This window comes from Micromonospora ferruginea, from assembly GCF_013694245.2.
Taxonomy (GTDB): Bacteria; Actinomycetota; Actinomycetes; order Mycobacteriales; family Micromonosporaceae; genus Micromonospora; species Micromonospora robiginosa.
Genome location: NZ_CP059322.2, coordinates 1,414,232 through 1,427,320 on the forward strand (window position 1 = coordinate 1,414,232; position 13,089 = coordinate 1,427,320).

Consider the following 13,089-nt stretch of genomic DNA (forward strand, 5'->3'; position numbering starts at 1 on the left):
ACGGGGAGGTCGGCCGATGGCACGCGCGTCCTACCCTGCGGTCGGAATGTCTGGAGGTGCGTTATGCCGCGACCGACGCGGGCCGGACGGCTGCTGACCCTGGCGGCGGTCCTGGCCGTCGTCCGCACCCTGCTGACCGAGGAGAGCCGACCCGATCCGCGCGCGTTCCGGCGCTACGAGCCGCCGGGGGAGCTGAGCCGCGCCGAACGCGACTACCTGGACTGGGCGCAGGGCCACATCGCGTGGGTGGTGCGCACGGCACGGGTCCGGGCGATCCGGCACCGGTGCCTGGCGTTCACCTCCGGGCTGTCGGCGCTGGCGGTGCCGCTTGCGCTCGCGGTCGCGGCACCGGCCTGGGTGCCGGCGGTGCTCGGCTTCGTGGCCGCCGCCGGGCAGCTCGGACAGCAGCTTCTGCGGGACTGGGAACAGTCGCTGCTCGGGCACCAGGAGGCGGTCCGGCTGCAGAAGACGCTGCGCGTGTTCCACAGCGAGTCGGACGGGCCGCTTCCCGCCGCCGAGCTGACGCGCCGGTTCCGTGCCTTCCGCGACGCGTTCGAGGCGACCAAGGAGGAGTACGGCGGTCAGATCCTCACCGTCCGCGGCCAGGAGCCGCCGCCGGTGACCGCCACGCCGTGACGCCGTGGACACATCGGTCGCGGTGAGTCTATGGTCGCCGCACGTCGATGCCCCACGAGGAGCGGCCCATGGGTGACTCGATCTCCCTCGACGACCTGCTCGGCGCGCGGGTGCGGCGCGACCCGTACCCGTTCTACGCCCGGCTGCACGCCATGGGGGAGGCGGTCGCGCTGCGGCCGGCCGAGCCGCACGTCCTGGTCGTGCACGGCTGGGCGGCGGTCAACCGGGTGCTGCGCGACCCGGTCTTCCGGGTGCTCGGCGCCGAGTTCCTGGACCGGGCCGGGGTCCGCTGGCGCGCGCACCCGGCGATCCGGATCCTCCAGACGTCCATGCTCAACGCCGCGCCCGGTGACCACCTGCGGATCCGGCAACTGTTCAGCCAGGCGTTGACCCCGCGCCGGGTCACCGCGCTGGAGCCGGCGATCGTGCGGATCGCCGACGGCCTGCTGGACCGGCTCGCCGCGGCGGGCGCGGGCGGCCGTCCGGTCGACTTCATGGAGGCGTTCGCGCTCACCCTGCCCAGCGACGTCGTCGGCGAGCTGCTGGGCGTGCCGGAGCGGGACCGGCAGTGGTTCCCGGCCCGGGTCCGCACGTTCGACGCGGTGCTCGAGATCGGCCGCCGCTCGATGCGGGAGGTGCGCGCCGCGAACGTGGCGGCGACGGAGCTGACCGCGTACTTCACCGGGTTGCTGGCCGAGCGCCGGGCGCGCCCGCGCGAGGACCTGGTGTCGGCGCTGGCGCGGATCCGGGACCGCGACCCCGACCAGCTCTCCGCCGACGAGCTGCTGGCCAACCTGATCATCATGTACAACGCCGGGTTCCGGACCACCGCGAACCTGCTCGGCAACGGCCTGGTCCTGCTCCTGGCCCGGCCCGGCGCGCTGGCCGCGTTGCGCGCCGACGCCTCGCTCGCCGCCGCCTACGTCGAGGAGATCCTCCGGTACGAGCCGCCGGTGCACTTCGCGGTCCGCTACGCCGCCGAGGACACCGAGGTCGCCGGCCTGCCGGTGCCGGCAGGCCGGTCGGTGGTGGTGCTGACCGGCGCCGCCAACCGGGATCCGCGCCGCTTTGCCGACCCGGACTCGTTCGACCCGTTCCGGGTGGACAACCGGCACCTGGCGTTCAGCGCCGGGCCGCACCACTGCTTCGGCGCGGCGCTGGCCCGGGCGGAGGGGCGGCTGGTCCTGCCCCGCGTGCTGGAACGCTTCCCGGCGCTGGCGCTCGCCGCCGAGCCCGGCGAGCGGCGCGCGCTCATGCTGCGCGGCTACGACCACCTTCCGCTCCGACTGACCGCGTCGCACCGGCCGATCGGCGCCTTGCCAAACCATGCCGATTGAGTAAGGTCGATGTCACGCTGGGGAAAGGACACACCGGCCATGACCGATGAGATCCGCGCGTTCCTTCTCGACGCCCTGACCGAGATGAAGTACGACGTCGAGGACGTCGACGACGACACCGTCTTCGGCCCGGCCGGACTCGACGTGGACTCCCTCGGCCTGGCCGAGCTGGCGGTCCGGGTGGAGGACCGGTTCGGGGTGGCGTTCGACGACGACGAGGCGGAGATGCTCGCCATGATGACCCTCGGCGAGTTCTCCCGCACGGTGGCCCAGCGCATCCAACCGGCGTCGGCGCTCTGACCGGCGCGCCGACCGTGCGCGAGAGCGTGACGGTCACCGGCATCGGGCTGGTCAGCCCGGTCGGCGCGACCGCCGCCGAGGTGTTCGACGCGGTGTGCGACGGCCGCTCCGGGCTCTCCCGGCCCCCGGCCGGGCACCCGGTCGACGGCGTGGTCGACGTCGCGGCGTTCGCCCCGGCGATCGACCCGGCCACCGTGCTGCCCGGCCCGGAGTCACGCGTGGTGGACCGCTCGATCGTGATGGCGCTGCGCGCCGCCGCGGACGCGCTGGCCGACGCCGGCCTGCGGATCGGGCACGACGTCGACCCCTACCGGGTGGCCGTCGTCGTCTCCGGCGTCGGCGGACTGTCCACCCTGGCCGACCAGGTCCTGCAACGCGCGCAGCGGGGCCGCTTCGGGGTCAGCCCGTACATGCTGCCCGGCACGCTGCCGAACATGGGCGCCGCGCGCATCGCCATCACCCACGGCATCCGCGGCTACACCTCGTCGATCGGCACGGCGTGCGCGGCCGGCGCCCAGTCGGTCGGCGAAGGACTGCGCATCCTGCGCGCCGGCGACGCGGACGTCGTCGTCGCCGGATGCGCCGAGGCGCCGCTGTTCCCGGCGTTCGCCGACGCGTTCGGCAACGCCCGCGCGCTGGCCCGCAACTGGGCCGACCCGACCGCCGCGAGCCGCCCGTTCGACCGCCGCCGCAACGGACTCGTCCTCGGCGAGGGCGCCGGCGTCCTGGTGCTGGAACGCGCCGCGCACGCCGCCGCGCGCGGCGCCCGCCGCCACGCCGACGTGCTCGGCTGGGGCGCGACCAACGACGCGTACCATCCGACCACCCCGCGCCCGGACGGCGCCGGCGCGGCCCACTGCATGCGGATGGCGGTCCGCGACGCCGGCCTGGGGCTCGACGACGTCGGCTACGTCAACGCGCACGGCACCAGCACCCGGGCCGGTGACGCGGCCGAGCTGGCCGCGCTGCGCGACGTCTTCGGCGCGCACCCGCCGCCGCTCAGCTCGACCAAGGGCGTCACCGGGCACATGCTCGGCGTCTCCGGCGTCATCGAGGCGGCCATCGGCGTCGAGGCGCTGCGGCGCGGCCTGCTGCCGCCGACGCACAACCTCGACGACCCGGACCCGGGCGGCGACGTCGACCACGTCCGCAAGCAGGCGCGCGCGGTGGCGGTGGACGTGGTGCTGTCCAACTCGTTCGGCTTCGGCGGCCACAACGTGAGCCTCGTGCTGGGGCACGCCGCGTCGGCCGGCTGACCCCGCCCGGCTCAGCGCACCGTGACGACGGTCGCGGCGTCGTGCGCCGCGACCGCGACGGCGAAGTGCGTGCCCAGCATGTCGACCAGGTAGTCCAGGTCCGCGACGAGCGGCACCGGCAGCAGCGTCCGCTGGTCGAGGTCGGTGCGGCTGGCGACCAGCTCGATCCGGTCGGCCTTCAGCAGCCCCCGGGTCAGGAACGCCGGCAGGTCGTCGGGGAGCAGGCACCGCCACAGGTCGACGTTGACGATCAGGTCCAGCGCGCCGGTGCGGAACTGCTGCAGCACGGTGCCGAGCAGGTGCGAGTTCGTCTCGCCCGGCGGCGCCGCGTGGTCGAAGGTGTGCGAGCCGGCGCCCAGCTCCAGCGTGGACACCCCGTTGCCGACCACCAGGGCCCGGCTGGTGGCCAGCTCGGCGCGCAGCGCGGCGGGCAGCGCGGCCGGTTGCCCCAGCCCACCCCGCCGGTACGCGTCGATCGCGTCGCCGTAGAGCCGGATGCGGCCCAGGTGCCGGCCGAACGTGTTGATCGCGTACAGCACCTCGACGTCGTAGCGCAGGTGTTTGCGCAGCAGGTACTTCATGTTGTCCATGGACGCCAGGCCGTTGGTGGTCCGGCGGAAGTGCGGCAGGTGGTAGGAGAACGCGTCCACGTCCAGCCGGAACAGCTCGGCCGGCGCGCCGTGCAGGTGGAAGACCCGGTAGAAGAAGTCGAGGTCCTCGAACCCCCACTTGACCATGGCCTCGTCGAAGCCGCCGACCCGCCGGAACGACTCGTGGTCGACCGAGGCGTTGTGCGTCAGCCCGAGCACCCAGGGCGCGCGGGGGAAGTCCCGCATCCGCTGCGGGTGGGCGGTGTCCTCCAGGCGCGGGTCGCCGCGCTCGGCGTCGAGCATCTCCGGACCGACCGGCTCGCCGCGACGCAGCGCGTCCGCGCCGGCCCAGTCCAGGTCGTAGCGCTGCCCGAGCAGCACCCCGGGCCGCCCGGCGCGTCCGGCGTGGAAGTCGCGGTGCCGCTCCAGCAGCCGGGGATGCGCCACCGTGTCGGCGTCCAGGAACATCAGCGTGTCGGCGCGGGCGCGGGCCGCCGCCGCGTTGCGGTTGGCGCTGCGCCCGCGGTTGCGCTCGCTGCGGACACAGGTGACGGCCAGCCGGTCGGCGTACTTCTCCGCGACCGGGGCCAGCGGGACGGCCGAGCCGTCGTCGCCGACGATCACCTCGAAGTCGTCGCGCGGCAGGCTCTGCCGGGTGAGCGAGTGCAACGTCGCGTCGAGCGCGGCGCCGTTCTCGTGCGCCGGCACCACCACGCTCAGGCTCGGTCGGCCCTGAGTCGGCATGGTCAGCGGGGGGTGGAGTTGGCGACGATGTGGTCCGCCAGGTCGCCGAGGGTGGTCATCCGGTCCTCGTCCAGATCCTCCACGTCGATCTGGATCTCCAGCTCGTCCTCCAGCTCCAGCAGCAGCTCCAGCGCGAGCGAGGAGCTGAGCCCCAGCTCGTCCATCAACTGGGTGCCCTCGCCGATCGGAGCGTCCGGCCGGAGCATCCGCTCCAGCAACGCCGTCAGGCTCTTGACGACCTCGTCGCGCCCAGGCTCCACCATGGACTCATCAGAGCAAAGGACATCGGCGAGTGTCAACGGGTAGAACTCGACCGCGTACGGGGCGTCACCGCCGAGGGCCACCGCCAGCCGGTAACCGGCGGGCGTCGGCACGTCGACGAGGCGGATCCTGCCGGGCGGCTCGACGCACTCCACGACGTCGCCCGCGTGCACCGGCACGGCCAGGTTGGGCCAGAGCCGACCGCCGGCGCACTTGACCGCCGCCTCCTTGCGGACCCACAGCCGGGTGCACCGCGCCGCCCGCTGCGCGGCGTCGACGCCGCCGGCGACGTGCCGCGCCTCCTCGGGGTGGAAGAAGCGCTCGGCCAGGGACACCGGGTCCCGGCCCGGCGGGAGGTGCTGAACGTCCACCCCGACCGGGCGGCCCGCGCCGAGCGCCACCGCGACCAGGTCACCCGAGTAGGACAGGCTCGTGTGCAGCCCGGCGTGCGCTCCGGTCAGCGCCGGGCGGCCGTAGCGGCCCGGGCGCCAGACGAGGGCCCGCGGCGGCACGCCCGCCGCCCGGCCGGCGAGGACCCGCAGCGCGCCGTGCGCGACCGTGAACCGGTCCCGCAGCGCGGCGCCGCGGAGCGCCTCGGCGCGGGCGCGTTCGGTCGCGTCGAGCACCGCGCGGCAGCGGGCCAGCTCCGCCGGGGACACCCCGGCCGACACCACCCAGACCCGCACGGTGTCCCGCATGCCCGGCAGCCTAACGGCCCCGGGAGGACGTTGACACGCGCCGATGCGCATTGCTCTGATAGGCCGGTGTTGGCGCAGACGGCCCAGGCGCAGGTCCCCGTTCCGTTCGCCGGGCCGGGTGCCGGCACCGCGCCCCTGACCTGGGGGCAGAAGGCGATCCTGCGGGACATGCGGGAGACCGGCTGGACGCACAACGTCAGCGGCGCGCACCCGATGCCGGCCGGCGTCACCGTCGAGCAGGTGGCCGCCGAGCTGGCCGACCTGATGAGCCGGCACCCGGCCCTGCGGATGCGCCTGGGGCGCGACGAGCGGGGCGAGCCGTGCCAGGTCGTCGCGGCCACCGGCGAGACGGCCCTGGACGTGGTGGACGTCCCCGACGACGCCGACCCGGCCGACGTGGCGGCGTTCGCCTACCAGCTCGGCCACACCCGCCTGCTGACCCCCTACGACCTCTACCGGGACTGGTCGGTGCGGATGGCGGTGGTCCGGCACCGGGGCGCGCTGGTGCACCGGGTGCTGACCCTCGACCACCTCGTGGTGGACGGCACCGCCACGTCGCTGATCCTGGCCGACCTCGGGTTGGCCGCGCCGGCGGTCCGCCGGACCCGGGACCCGCGCACCGTGCAACTCCTCGACCTCGGGCGGCGGGAGGCGACGCCGCCGCTGCGCGCGGTCAGCGACCGGGCCGTACGCCACTGGGCGTCGCACCTGCGGGCCATCCCGCCGCTGACGTTCGGCGAACCCACCCCCGGCGGCGGCCGGCAGGGCCACCGGTACTGGCACGGCCGATTCGGCTCGCCCGCGGCGTACCTGGCGGTGCGGGCCATCGCCCGGCGGACCCGCACCGACACCTCGCGCGTGCTGCTCGCGGTCATCGCGGTCGCGATCGGCCGGGCCACCGGCGTCACCCCGCTCACCGCGAAACTCATCGTGGGCAACCGGTTCCGGCCCGGCTTCGCCGAGGCCATCGCCCCGCTCAGCCAGAACGGCGTGCTGACCGTCGACACCGCCGACACGACCGTGGACGAGGTGGTCTCGCGCGCCCGCCGGGCCTCGATGACGGCCGGCATGTACGCCTACTACGACCCGGCGCGGCTGGCGGAGCGCGAGGCGGCCCTGGACGCCGAACGCGGGTACCCGGCCCGGATCACCTGCCGGATCAACGACCGCCGGGTGACCACCCGGACGGCGGCGGCGGACGGTGTCCGTGACGAGGAGGTGACCCCGGCGGCGGTCCGGCGGCGCGCGGCCGAGACGTTCCTGACCTGGGACGGCCCCCTGGACCACCTGCACGAGCAGGCGTTCATCACCGTCGAGGACCATCCGGACACGGTGCTGCTGCAGGTCATCTTCGACTTCGCGAGCTTCACCGAGGCGCAGGCCGAGGGCGTGCTGCGCGGCGTCGAGGAGGTGGCCGTGGAGGCGGCCTTCGACGCCGCCGCGCCGACCCGGGTCGGGTCCTGCGGCGGCTGACCGGCCCCGGGCCGCTCACCTGTCGTCCGGACCCCAGGTCACCGGCAGCGACTCCAGGCTGCGAACCACCAGGCCCGGGCGGAACCGCAGCTCCGACTCGTCGACCGCGAGCCGCAGGCCGGGCAGCCGGCGCAGCAGGGCGCCCAGCGCCTCCTGCAACTCCATCCGGGCCAGCGCCGCGCCGAGGCAGTGGTGCGGGCCCGCGCCGAACGCCAGGTGCGGATTGTGCGTCCGGTCCAGGTCGAGCGAGTCCGCGTCGGGGAACACCGTCGCGTCCCGGTTGGCCGAGGCGATCGCCGGCATCACCGCCGAACCGGCCGGCAGGCGTACGCCGCCCAGCTCCACCTCCTCGGTGGTGACCCGGGGCAGCAGCACCCCGTTGTCGCCGAGCTGGATGAACCGGGACAGCTCCTCGACCGCCCGGGCGACCGCGACCGGGTCGTCGCCGCGCAGCCCGGCCAGTTGCTCCGGGTGCCGGGCCAGCACGAGCAGGAACAGGTTGAGCTGGTTGGTGGTGGTCTCGTGCCCGCCCACGAAGATGCCGGCGGTGACCGAGACCAGCTCCCGCTCGGTGAGGTCGTCGTGCTCGTCCCAGGCGGCGATGAGCGCGCTCATCAGGTCGTCACCGGGTCGCCGGCGGCGCTCGTCGATCATCTCGTGGAACGCGTCCAGCGCGGCCAGCGGGGCCGCCGGGTCGGCGTCCCAGTCGCCGACCAGCGCGTCGGACCACTGCCGGACCCGCTCCCGGTCCTGCTCGGGGATGCCGAACAGCTTGCTGATCACGACCAGCGGCAGCGGCGCGGAGAGATGGGTGATCAGGTCGGCCGGGCGGCCGGCCGCCTCCATCCGGTCGATCATCCCGGCCACCAGCGCCGCCACCGTGGGCCGCAGCTCCTCCACCCGCCGCACGGTGAACGCGTGCGACACCGCGCGGCGCATCAGTGTGTGCCGGGGCGGGTCCATGCCGATCAGGGAGTCCTCGGCGAGCGAGCCGAGTTCGCGGGTCGGCCGGTCGGGGCCGGCCGCCGCCGCCCGGCTGAACCGGTGGTCGGTGAAGACCCGGCGGACGTCGGCGTGCCGGGTGGCGAGGTAGGCCGACGCCCCGTCGGGCAGCTCGACCCGGGCCACCGGGCAGGTCTCGCGCAGCCGGGTGTAGTCCGGCGACGGGTGGTAGATCGTGGGAGCCGGCGCGAGCGGGTACCGGACGGGTGGCGGCTGCGTCATCTGCGACTCCTCTGCGGACGGTCAGGTCGGGATGCGGGCGGCGAGCGCGGCCAGCGCCGGCACCACCTCGGCGGGGCTGGGCAGCGCATGGATCCGGTCGCGCATCACCGCCGCGGCGGCCCGCGCCGGGCCGTCGCCGACCAGTTCGGCGACCGCGTCGCGCAACGCGGGCCCATTGGCCCGCTCCGGCGCCAGCCAGGTGCCGGCGCCGGTGGCCGCCAGCCGTTCGGCGTTGAAGTGCTGGTCGCTCACCTGCGGCAGGACCAGTTGCGGCACGCCGTGGGCGAGCGCGGTCATGGTGGTGCCGGCGCCGCCCTGCTGCACGATCGCCGCGCACGTCGGCAGCACCAGCCGCAGCGCCAGCGGCGCGTCGGCCAGCCGGACGTTCGCCGGCAACGCGTCCAGCCCGCGCCGCTGGCGCGGCTCGACCACCACGACGACCTCCACGTCCAGCTCGGCGACCGACCGGACGACCCGGGACAGGTCGAGGCGGTCGTGCAGCCCGACGCCGGCCATCATGGTGCCGGCCGTGACGCAGACCCGGGGCCGCGCCGCCGGGCCGTGCAGCCAGGGCGGCAGTACGGCCGCACCGTTGTACGGGACGAAGCGCACCGGCCGGGCGGGACCGGCCAGCGGCACCTGCATCGGTGGCGGCGCCGGGTCGAGCGTCAGGTCGCCGTGCAGCGCCACGTCGGTGGCGGCGAGCCCGAAGCGGGCGGCGAGCGGCCCGAGCACCGACTCCGGGTCCAGGCGCAGCGTCACCGAGGAGTCCGGCCCCCACAGGTGCAGCACCCCGGGCACACCCAGCGCGGCGGCGGCCACCGGCGCGGCCAGGTTGAACGGTTCCCAGACCAGCAGGTCCGGTCGCCACCGGCGGCCGTACGCGACCAGCTCGTCGAGCAGGGCGTCGGCGAACCGGACCACTCCGCCGTCGGCGGTGATCGCCGGTTCGAGGGCGCCCGCCGGTGGGGCGCCCGGCCGGTCCAGGTCGCCCACCGCGCCGATCCGGCCGGCGAACGCCTCTGCGAAGTCGACGTCCGCGCCCAGCGGCACGGCGGCGAGCCCGGCGGTGCTGATCGGCGTGACCATCGACGGGTGGCTGGCCACCCGCACCTCGTGCCCGGCCGCCTGCAACGCCCAGCCCAACGGAACCAGGCCGTAGAAATGCGAACGCCAACCCCACGTGGACATCAGAATGCGCAAGGCCGCCGTCAAATCCCACCAATCCGCGCGCGAAAGGGCAGTCCCGGACCACAGATGTTAGGCGATGGGCGTCCGGTCGGGGAAGGCCACCGACGCCGTCAATAGATATTGACGACCGGCTAACGGTGGTGGAGTCTTGACCGGTGCCGGTCAATTCCGGGTTGCGCCCCTATCCGTTCGAACCGTTCACCGGTGACCTGCCCGCCGAGCTGCTCGACATGGTCGTCGCCGAGCCGGTCAGCCGGGTGCGGCTGCCCGACGGGCGGGCGGCCTGGCTCGTGCTCAGCTACGAGCACTGCTGCACGGTCCTGGCCGACCCCCGGTTCTCCCGGCTCCCGCTCGGCGCGACCACCACGCCCGGCGCCGGCGGCCCGCGCGAGTTGAACATGGACGGTCCGGCGCACGCGGCGGTGCGCCGGGTGGCCGGCCGCGCGTTCACCGCCCGCCGCATCGACACGTTCCGACCCCGGGTGCGGCGGCTGGTGGACGAGTTGGTCGACAAGCTGCTCACCGGTCCCCGCCCGGCCGACGTGGTGGCCGGGCTGGTGGCGCCGCTGCCGGTGTTCGTGGTCTGCGACGTGCTCGGCGTCCCGGTCGCCGACCGCCCCCGCTTCTACGACTGGATCGCCGGCCTCAACTCGGTCACCGCGTACGGCTCGGCCGGCGCCGCCGACGCGCAGGCGCAACTGCGGGCCTACCTGTCCGGGCAACTGGCGCGCAAGCGGGCCGAACCCGGCGACGACCTGCTCTCCGCGTGGGTCCGCGGCCAGGACGCGCACGAGCTGGTCGACGCCGAGCTGGTCGAGCTGGCCATGGGCGTGCTGCTCGGCGGCCTGGAGATCAACGCCACGAGCGCCGGCCTGCGCGCGTTGTTCCAGCACCCCGAGCAGTTGGCGAAGCTGCGCGCGGCGCCGGAGAAGCTCGCCGCGGCCACCGAGGAGATCCTGCGCTACACGTCGGTGAGCAGCATGTTCCGCGTCCAGGTGGTGCGCGAGGACCTCACCCTCGGCGGCGTCGCGATGCGGGCCGGTGACTGCGTGATGGCGATCCCGTGGGCCGGCAACCGCGACCCCCGGCACTTCCCCGAGCCCAACACGTTCGACATCGACCGGACACCGACCGTGCCGCACCTGACCTTCGGTTTCGGGCCGCACTTCTGCCTCGGCACCGCGCTGGGCCGGATGCAGGTGGAACTGGCCCTGGGCGCGCTGTTGGGCCGGATGCCGGAGCTGGCGCCGGCCGTGCCGATCGAGGAGATCCCGTGGCGGCACGACCGGATGAACGGCGGCATCGCCGCGTTCCCGATCACCTGGTGACGGCGGTCAGTAGCTCTCCACCGCGTTGACCCGGTCCGGCCAGTAGCGCTCGCCCGGGGCCGGGGCGTAGTGCTCCCACCGGGGCGCGTCGCCGGTCGGGTGGTCGCCGAGCACGGTGATCCGCTGCCCGCGCCGGACGCCGTCGTAGTCGTTGATCGCGTAGTGCTGGGTGACCCGGTTGTCCCACACCGCGACGTCGCCCACCCGCCAGCGGTAGCGGCAGGTGAACTGCGGGCCCTCGGAGAACCGGAACAGGTGTTCCAGCAACGCGTCGCTCTCGCCGCGGGTCAGTTGCGGGATGTGCGAGGTGAAGAGCCGGTTGACGTACAGCGACCGGCGCCCGGTCTCCGGGTGCACGCGCACCACCGGGTGCTCCGCGCGGCTGGTGAACTCGGTGCCGATCCGGATGACGTGGATCGCGGTCAGCCCGTCGACCAGGTCACGCAGCGGCGCGGAGAGCGCCTCGTAGACCCGGCACTGGTTGGTCCACATGGTGTCGCCGCCGACCGCCGGCAGCTCGGTCAGGTGCAGGATGGACGCGATCGGCGGGCTCTGGTGGAACGTCATGTCGGTGTGCCAGACGTCCACCTTCCCGCCGTCGGTCGAGTCGATGACCACGATCTCCGGATGCCCCTCCAACCGGGGCAGGTAGGGGTGCAGCTCGACCTCGCCGAAGCGGCGACCGAACGCGACGTGCGCCTGCGGCGTCAGCCCGGCCTGGCCGGCGACGAACACCACCTGGTGCTTCAGCAGCAGGTCGTGGATCAGCGCGAAACCGTCGTCGGTCAACGTGTTGAGGTCGATGCCGTGGACCTCGGCGCCCAGGGCGCCCGCGACGAGCCGGACGTCGGCGGCGGTGGAAGTGGTCATCGATGGTCCTCCCGGTCTGCGCGCGGCGCCCCGTCCGCACATTCTTCCACGTTCGTGAATGTCCTCACCACCGTCGTCGTTGACGCGCCCGCCGAGGGCTTGGGATCATCCACTGCGCCGGGGCGGCGGTCCCGGCCGGCGCGCGGGGGAGGACGCTGGTGACGATCGACGGGGACGATGCGGGCGCGCGCCTGGACCGGCTCACCGACCTGGCGACCCCGTTCGCGGTGCGCACCGCGGTGACGCTGCGGGTGCCGGACCGGATCGCGTCCGGCGTCACCGGCCTCGCCGAGCTGGCCGAGGCGTGCGACGTCGACCCCGCCGCGCTGGGCCGCCTGCTGCGCTACCTGACCCACCGGGGCGTCTTCGTCGAGCCGTCGCCGGAGGTGTTCGCGCTGACCGGCGTCGGCGAACTGCTCCGCGACCGCGCCGGCGGCGGGCGCGGCGCCGACCTGGACCTCGGCGGTCTCGGCGCGCGGATGGACCTGGCCTGGGCCGGGCTGCCGCACGCCATCCGCACCGGCGGACCCGGCTACGGCGCGGTGCACGGGCGCGACTTCTGGGCCGACCTGGACGCCCACCCGGAGCACCGCGCCTACTTCGACGCGCTGATGCTCAGCCAGCAGCGGTTCACTGCGCCGCAGGTGGCCGCGCTCTACCCCTGGGCCGAGGTGACGCGCGTCGTCGACGTCGGCGGCGGCGCCGGCGGACTGCTGCGGGAGGTGCTGGCCGCGCACCCGCACCTGCGTGGCACGCTCGTCGACCGCGACGAGCCGGTGGCGACCGCCGCCCGGACGTTCGCCGCGCACGGCCTCACCGACCGGACCGAGACCGTGGTCGGTGACTTCTTCGCCCCGCTGCCGGCCGGCGGCGACGTCTACGTGGTGTCGCGCGCGCTGACCGACTGGAGCGACACGCACGCCACGACGATCCTGCGGCGCTGCGCCGAGGCGGCCGGCGACGCCGGGCGGGTGCTGGTCATCGAGGTGCTGCCGACGGTCCCGCACGTGCCGCACCTGTCCGCCTACGACCTGCGGATGCTGGTGCTGGTGGGCGGCCGGGAGCGGAGCGTGGCCGAGCACGCGGCGCTGGCCGCCACCGCCGGCCTGGCACCCCGGCGCACCTTCGCCGGCACCGACGGCCTCACCCTGATGGAGTTCGCGCCCGCGCGCTGACCGCCG

General features: G+C 74.8%; 12 protein-coding genes. 7 read left to right on the forward strand and 5 right to left on the reverse strand.

Annotation, left to right across the window (positions count from 1 at the left end; genetic code table 11):
- Nucleotides 1-63 precede the first annotated feature (63 nt).
- From H1D33_RS06190 to H1D33_RS06205, 4 genes are all read left to right on the forward strand, one after another.
- Entirely contained in the window at nt 64-636 is a 573-nt protein-coding gene (locus H1D33_RS06190) for a hypothetical protein (RefSeq protein ID WP_181568986.1), read from the forward strand.
- Between the two features lie 68 nt (nt 637-704).
- Nucleotides 705-1,973 (forward strand): cytochrome P450, encoded by a 1,269-nt coding sequence (locus tag H1D33_RS06195; protein WP_181568985.1) that lies wholly within the window; start codon nt 705-707, stop codon nt 1,971-1,973.
- Between the two features lie 39 nt (nt 1,974-2,012).
- Nucleotides 2,013-2,273, forward strand: coding sequence for an acyl carrier protein (locus H1D33_RS06200; protein WP_181568984.1), 261 nt, complete (start codon nt 2,013-2,015; stop codon nt 2,271-2,273).
- 14 nt (nt 2,274-2,287) lie between these two features.
- Nucleotides 2,288-3,529 (forward strand): beta-ketoacyl-[acyl-carrier-protein] synthase family protein, encoded by a 1,242-nt coding sequence (locus tag H1D33_RS06205; RefSeq protein ID WP_246411611.1) that lies wholly within the window; start codon nt 2,288-2,290, stop codon nt 3,527-3,529.
- Nucleotides 3,530-3,540: 11 nt separating this feature from the next.
- On the opposite strand, the gene H1D33_RS06210 is transcribed toward H1D33_RS06205, so the two are convergent.
- Both H1D33_RS06210 and H1D33_RS06215 read right to left on the reverse strand, forming a co-directional pair.
- On the reverse strand, nt 3,541-4,863 hold the full coding sequence (locus H1D33_RS06210; RefSeq protein ID WP_181568983.1) for a glycosyltransferase family 2 protein: 1,323 nt from the start codon (nt 4,861-4,863) through the stop codon (nt 3,541-3,543).
- 2 nt (nt 4,864-4,865) lie between these two features.
- Nucleotides 4,866-5,822, reverse strand: a complete 957-nt coding sequence (locus H1D33_RS06215; RefSeq protein WP_246411610.1) for a 4'-phosphopantetheinyl transferase family protein — start codon at nt 5,820-5,822, stop codon at nt 4,866-4,868.
- Between the two features lie 66 nt (nt 5,823-5,888).
- Between H1D33_RS06215 and H1D33_RS06220 the strand changes: the two genes are divergently transcribed.
- Nucleotides 5,889-7,295: a condensation domain-containing protein gene (locus H1D33_RS06220; RefSeq protein ID WP_181568982.1), complete on the forward strand. Its 1,407-nt coding sequence runs from the start codon at nt 5,889-5,891 to the stop codon at nt 7,293-7,295.
- A 15-nt stretch (nt 7,296-7,310) separates the two neighbouring features.
- Here H1D33_RS06220 and H1D33_RS06225 read toward each other — a convergent pair whose 3' ends face one another.
- Entirely contained in the window at nt 7,311-8,519 is a 1,209-nt protein-coding gene (locus H1D33_RS06225) for a cytochrome P450 (RefSeq protein ID WP_181568981.1), read from the reverse strand.
- A 21-nt stretch (nt 8,520-8,540) separates the two neighbouring features.
- A complete protein-coding gene (locus H1D33_RS06230; protein WP_181568980.1) occupies nt 8,541-9,710 on the reverse strand; it encodes a nucleotide disphospho-sugar-binding domain-containing protein in 1,170 nt (389 codons plus the stop codon).
- 155 nt (nt 9,711-9,865) lie between these two features.
- On the opposite strand from H1D33_RS06230, the gene H1D33_RS06235 reads away from it, so the two are divergent.
- Nucleotides 9,866-11,038, forward strand: a complete 1,173-nt coding sequence (locus H1D33_RS06235; RefSeq protein WP_181568979.1) for a cytochrome P450 — start codon at nt 9,866-9,868, stop codon at nt 11,036-11,038.
- A 6-nt stretch (nt 11,039-11,044) separates the two neighbouring features.
- Here H1D33_RS06235 and H1D33_RS06240 read toward each other — a convergent pair whose 3' ends face one another.
- Entirely contained in the window at nt 11,045-11,908 is an 864-nt protein-coding gene (locus H1D33_RS06240) for a TauD/TfdA dioxygenase family protein (RefSeq protein ID WP_181568978.1), read from the reverse strand.
- A gap of 158 nt (nt 11,909-12,066) precedes the next feature.
- Here H1D33_RS06240 and H1D33_RS06245 point away from each other — a divergent pair, with 158 nt between their 5' ends.
- On the forward strand, nt 12,067-13,083 hold the full coding sequence (locus tag H1D33_RS06245) for a methyltransferase (RefSeq protein ID WP_246411609.1): 1,017 nt from the start codon (nt 12,067-12,069) through the stop codon (nt 13,081-13,083).
- The last annotated feature ends 6 nt before the right edge of the window (nt 13,084-13,089 follow it).

What these genes read in the sequence shown, in the direction of transcription:
- H1D33_RS06190 (WP_181568986.1), top strand. Translation starts at nt 64, where the DNA reads ATGCCGCGACCGACGCGGGCCGGACGGCTGCTGACCCTGGCGGCGGTC.
- H1D33_RS06195 (WP_181568985.1), top strand. Translation starts at nt 705, where the DNA reads ATGGGTGACTCGATCTCCCTCGACGACCTGCTCGGCGCGCGGGTGCGG.
- H1D33_RS06200 (WP_181568984.1), top strand. Translation starts at nt 2,013, where the DNA reads ATGACCGATGAGATCCGCGCGTTCCTTCTCGACGCCCTGACCGAGATG.
- H1D33_RS06210 (WP_181568983.1), bottom strand. Translation starts at nt 4,863, where the DNA reads ATGCCGACTCAGGGCCGACCGAGCCTGAGCGTGGTGGTGCCGGCGCAC.
- H1D33_RS06215 (WP_246411610.1), bottom strand. Translation starts at nt 5,822, where the DNA reads ATGCGGGACACCGTGCGGGTCTGGGTGGTGTCGGCCGGGGTGTCCCCG.
- H1D33_RS06225 (WP_181568981.1), bottom strand. Translation starts at nt 8,519, where the DNA reads ATGACGCAGCCGCCACCCGTCCGGTACCCGCTCGCGCCGGCTCCCACG.
- H1D33_RS06230 (WP_181568980.1), bottom strand. Translation starts at nt 9,710, where the DNA reads ATGTCCACGTGGGGTTGGCGTTCGCATTTCTACGGCCTGGTTCCGTTG.
- H1D33_RS06240 (WP_181568978.1), bottom strand. Translation starts at nt 11,908, where the DNA reads ATGACCACTTCCACCGCCGCCGACGTCCGGCTCGTCGCGGGCGCCCTG.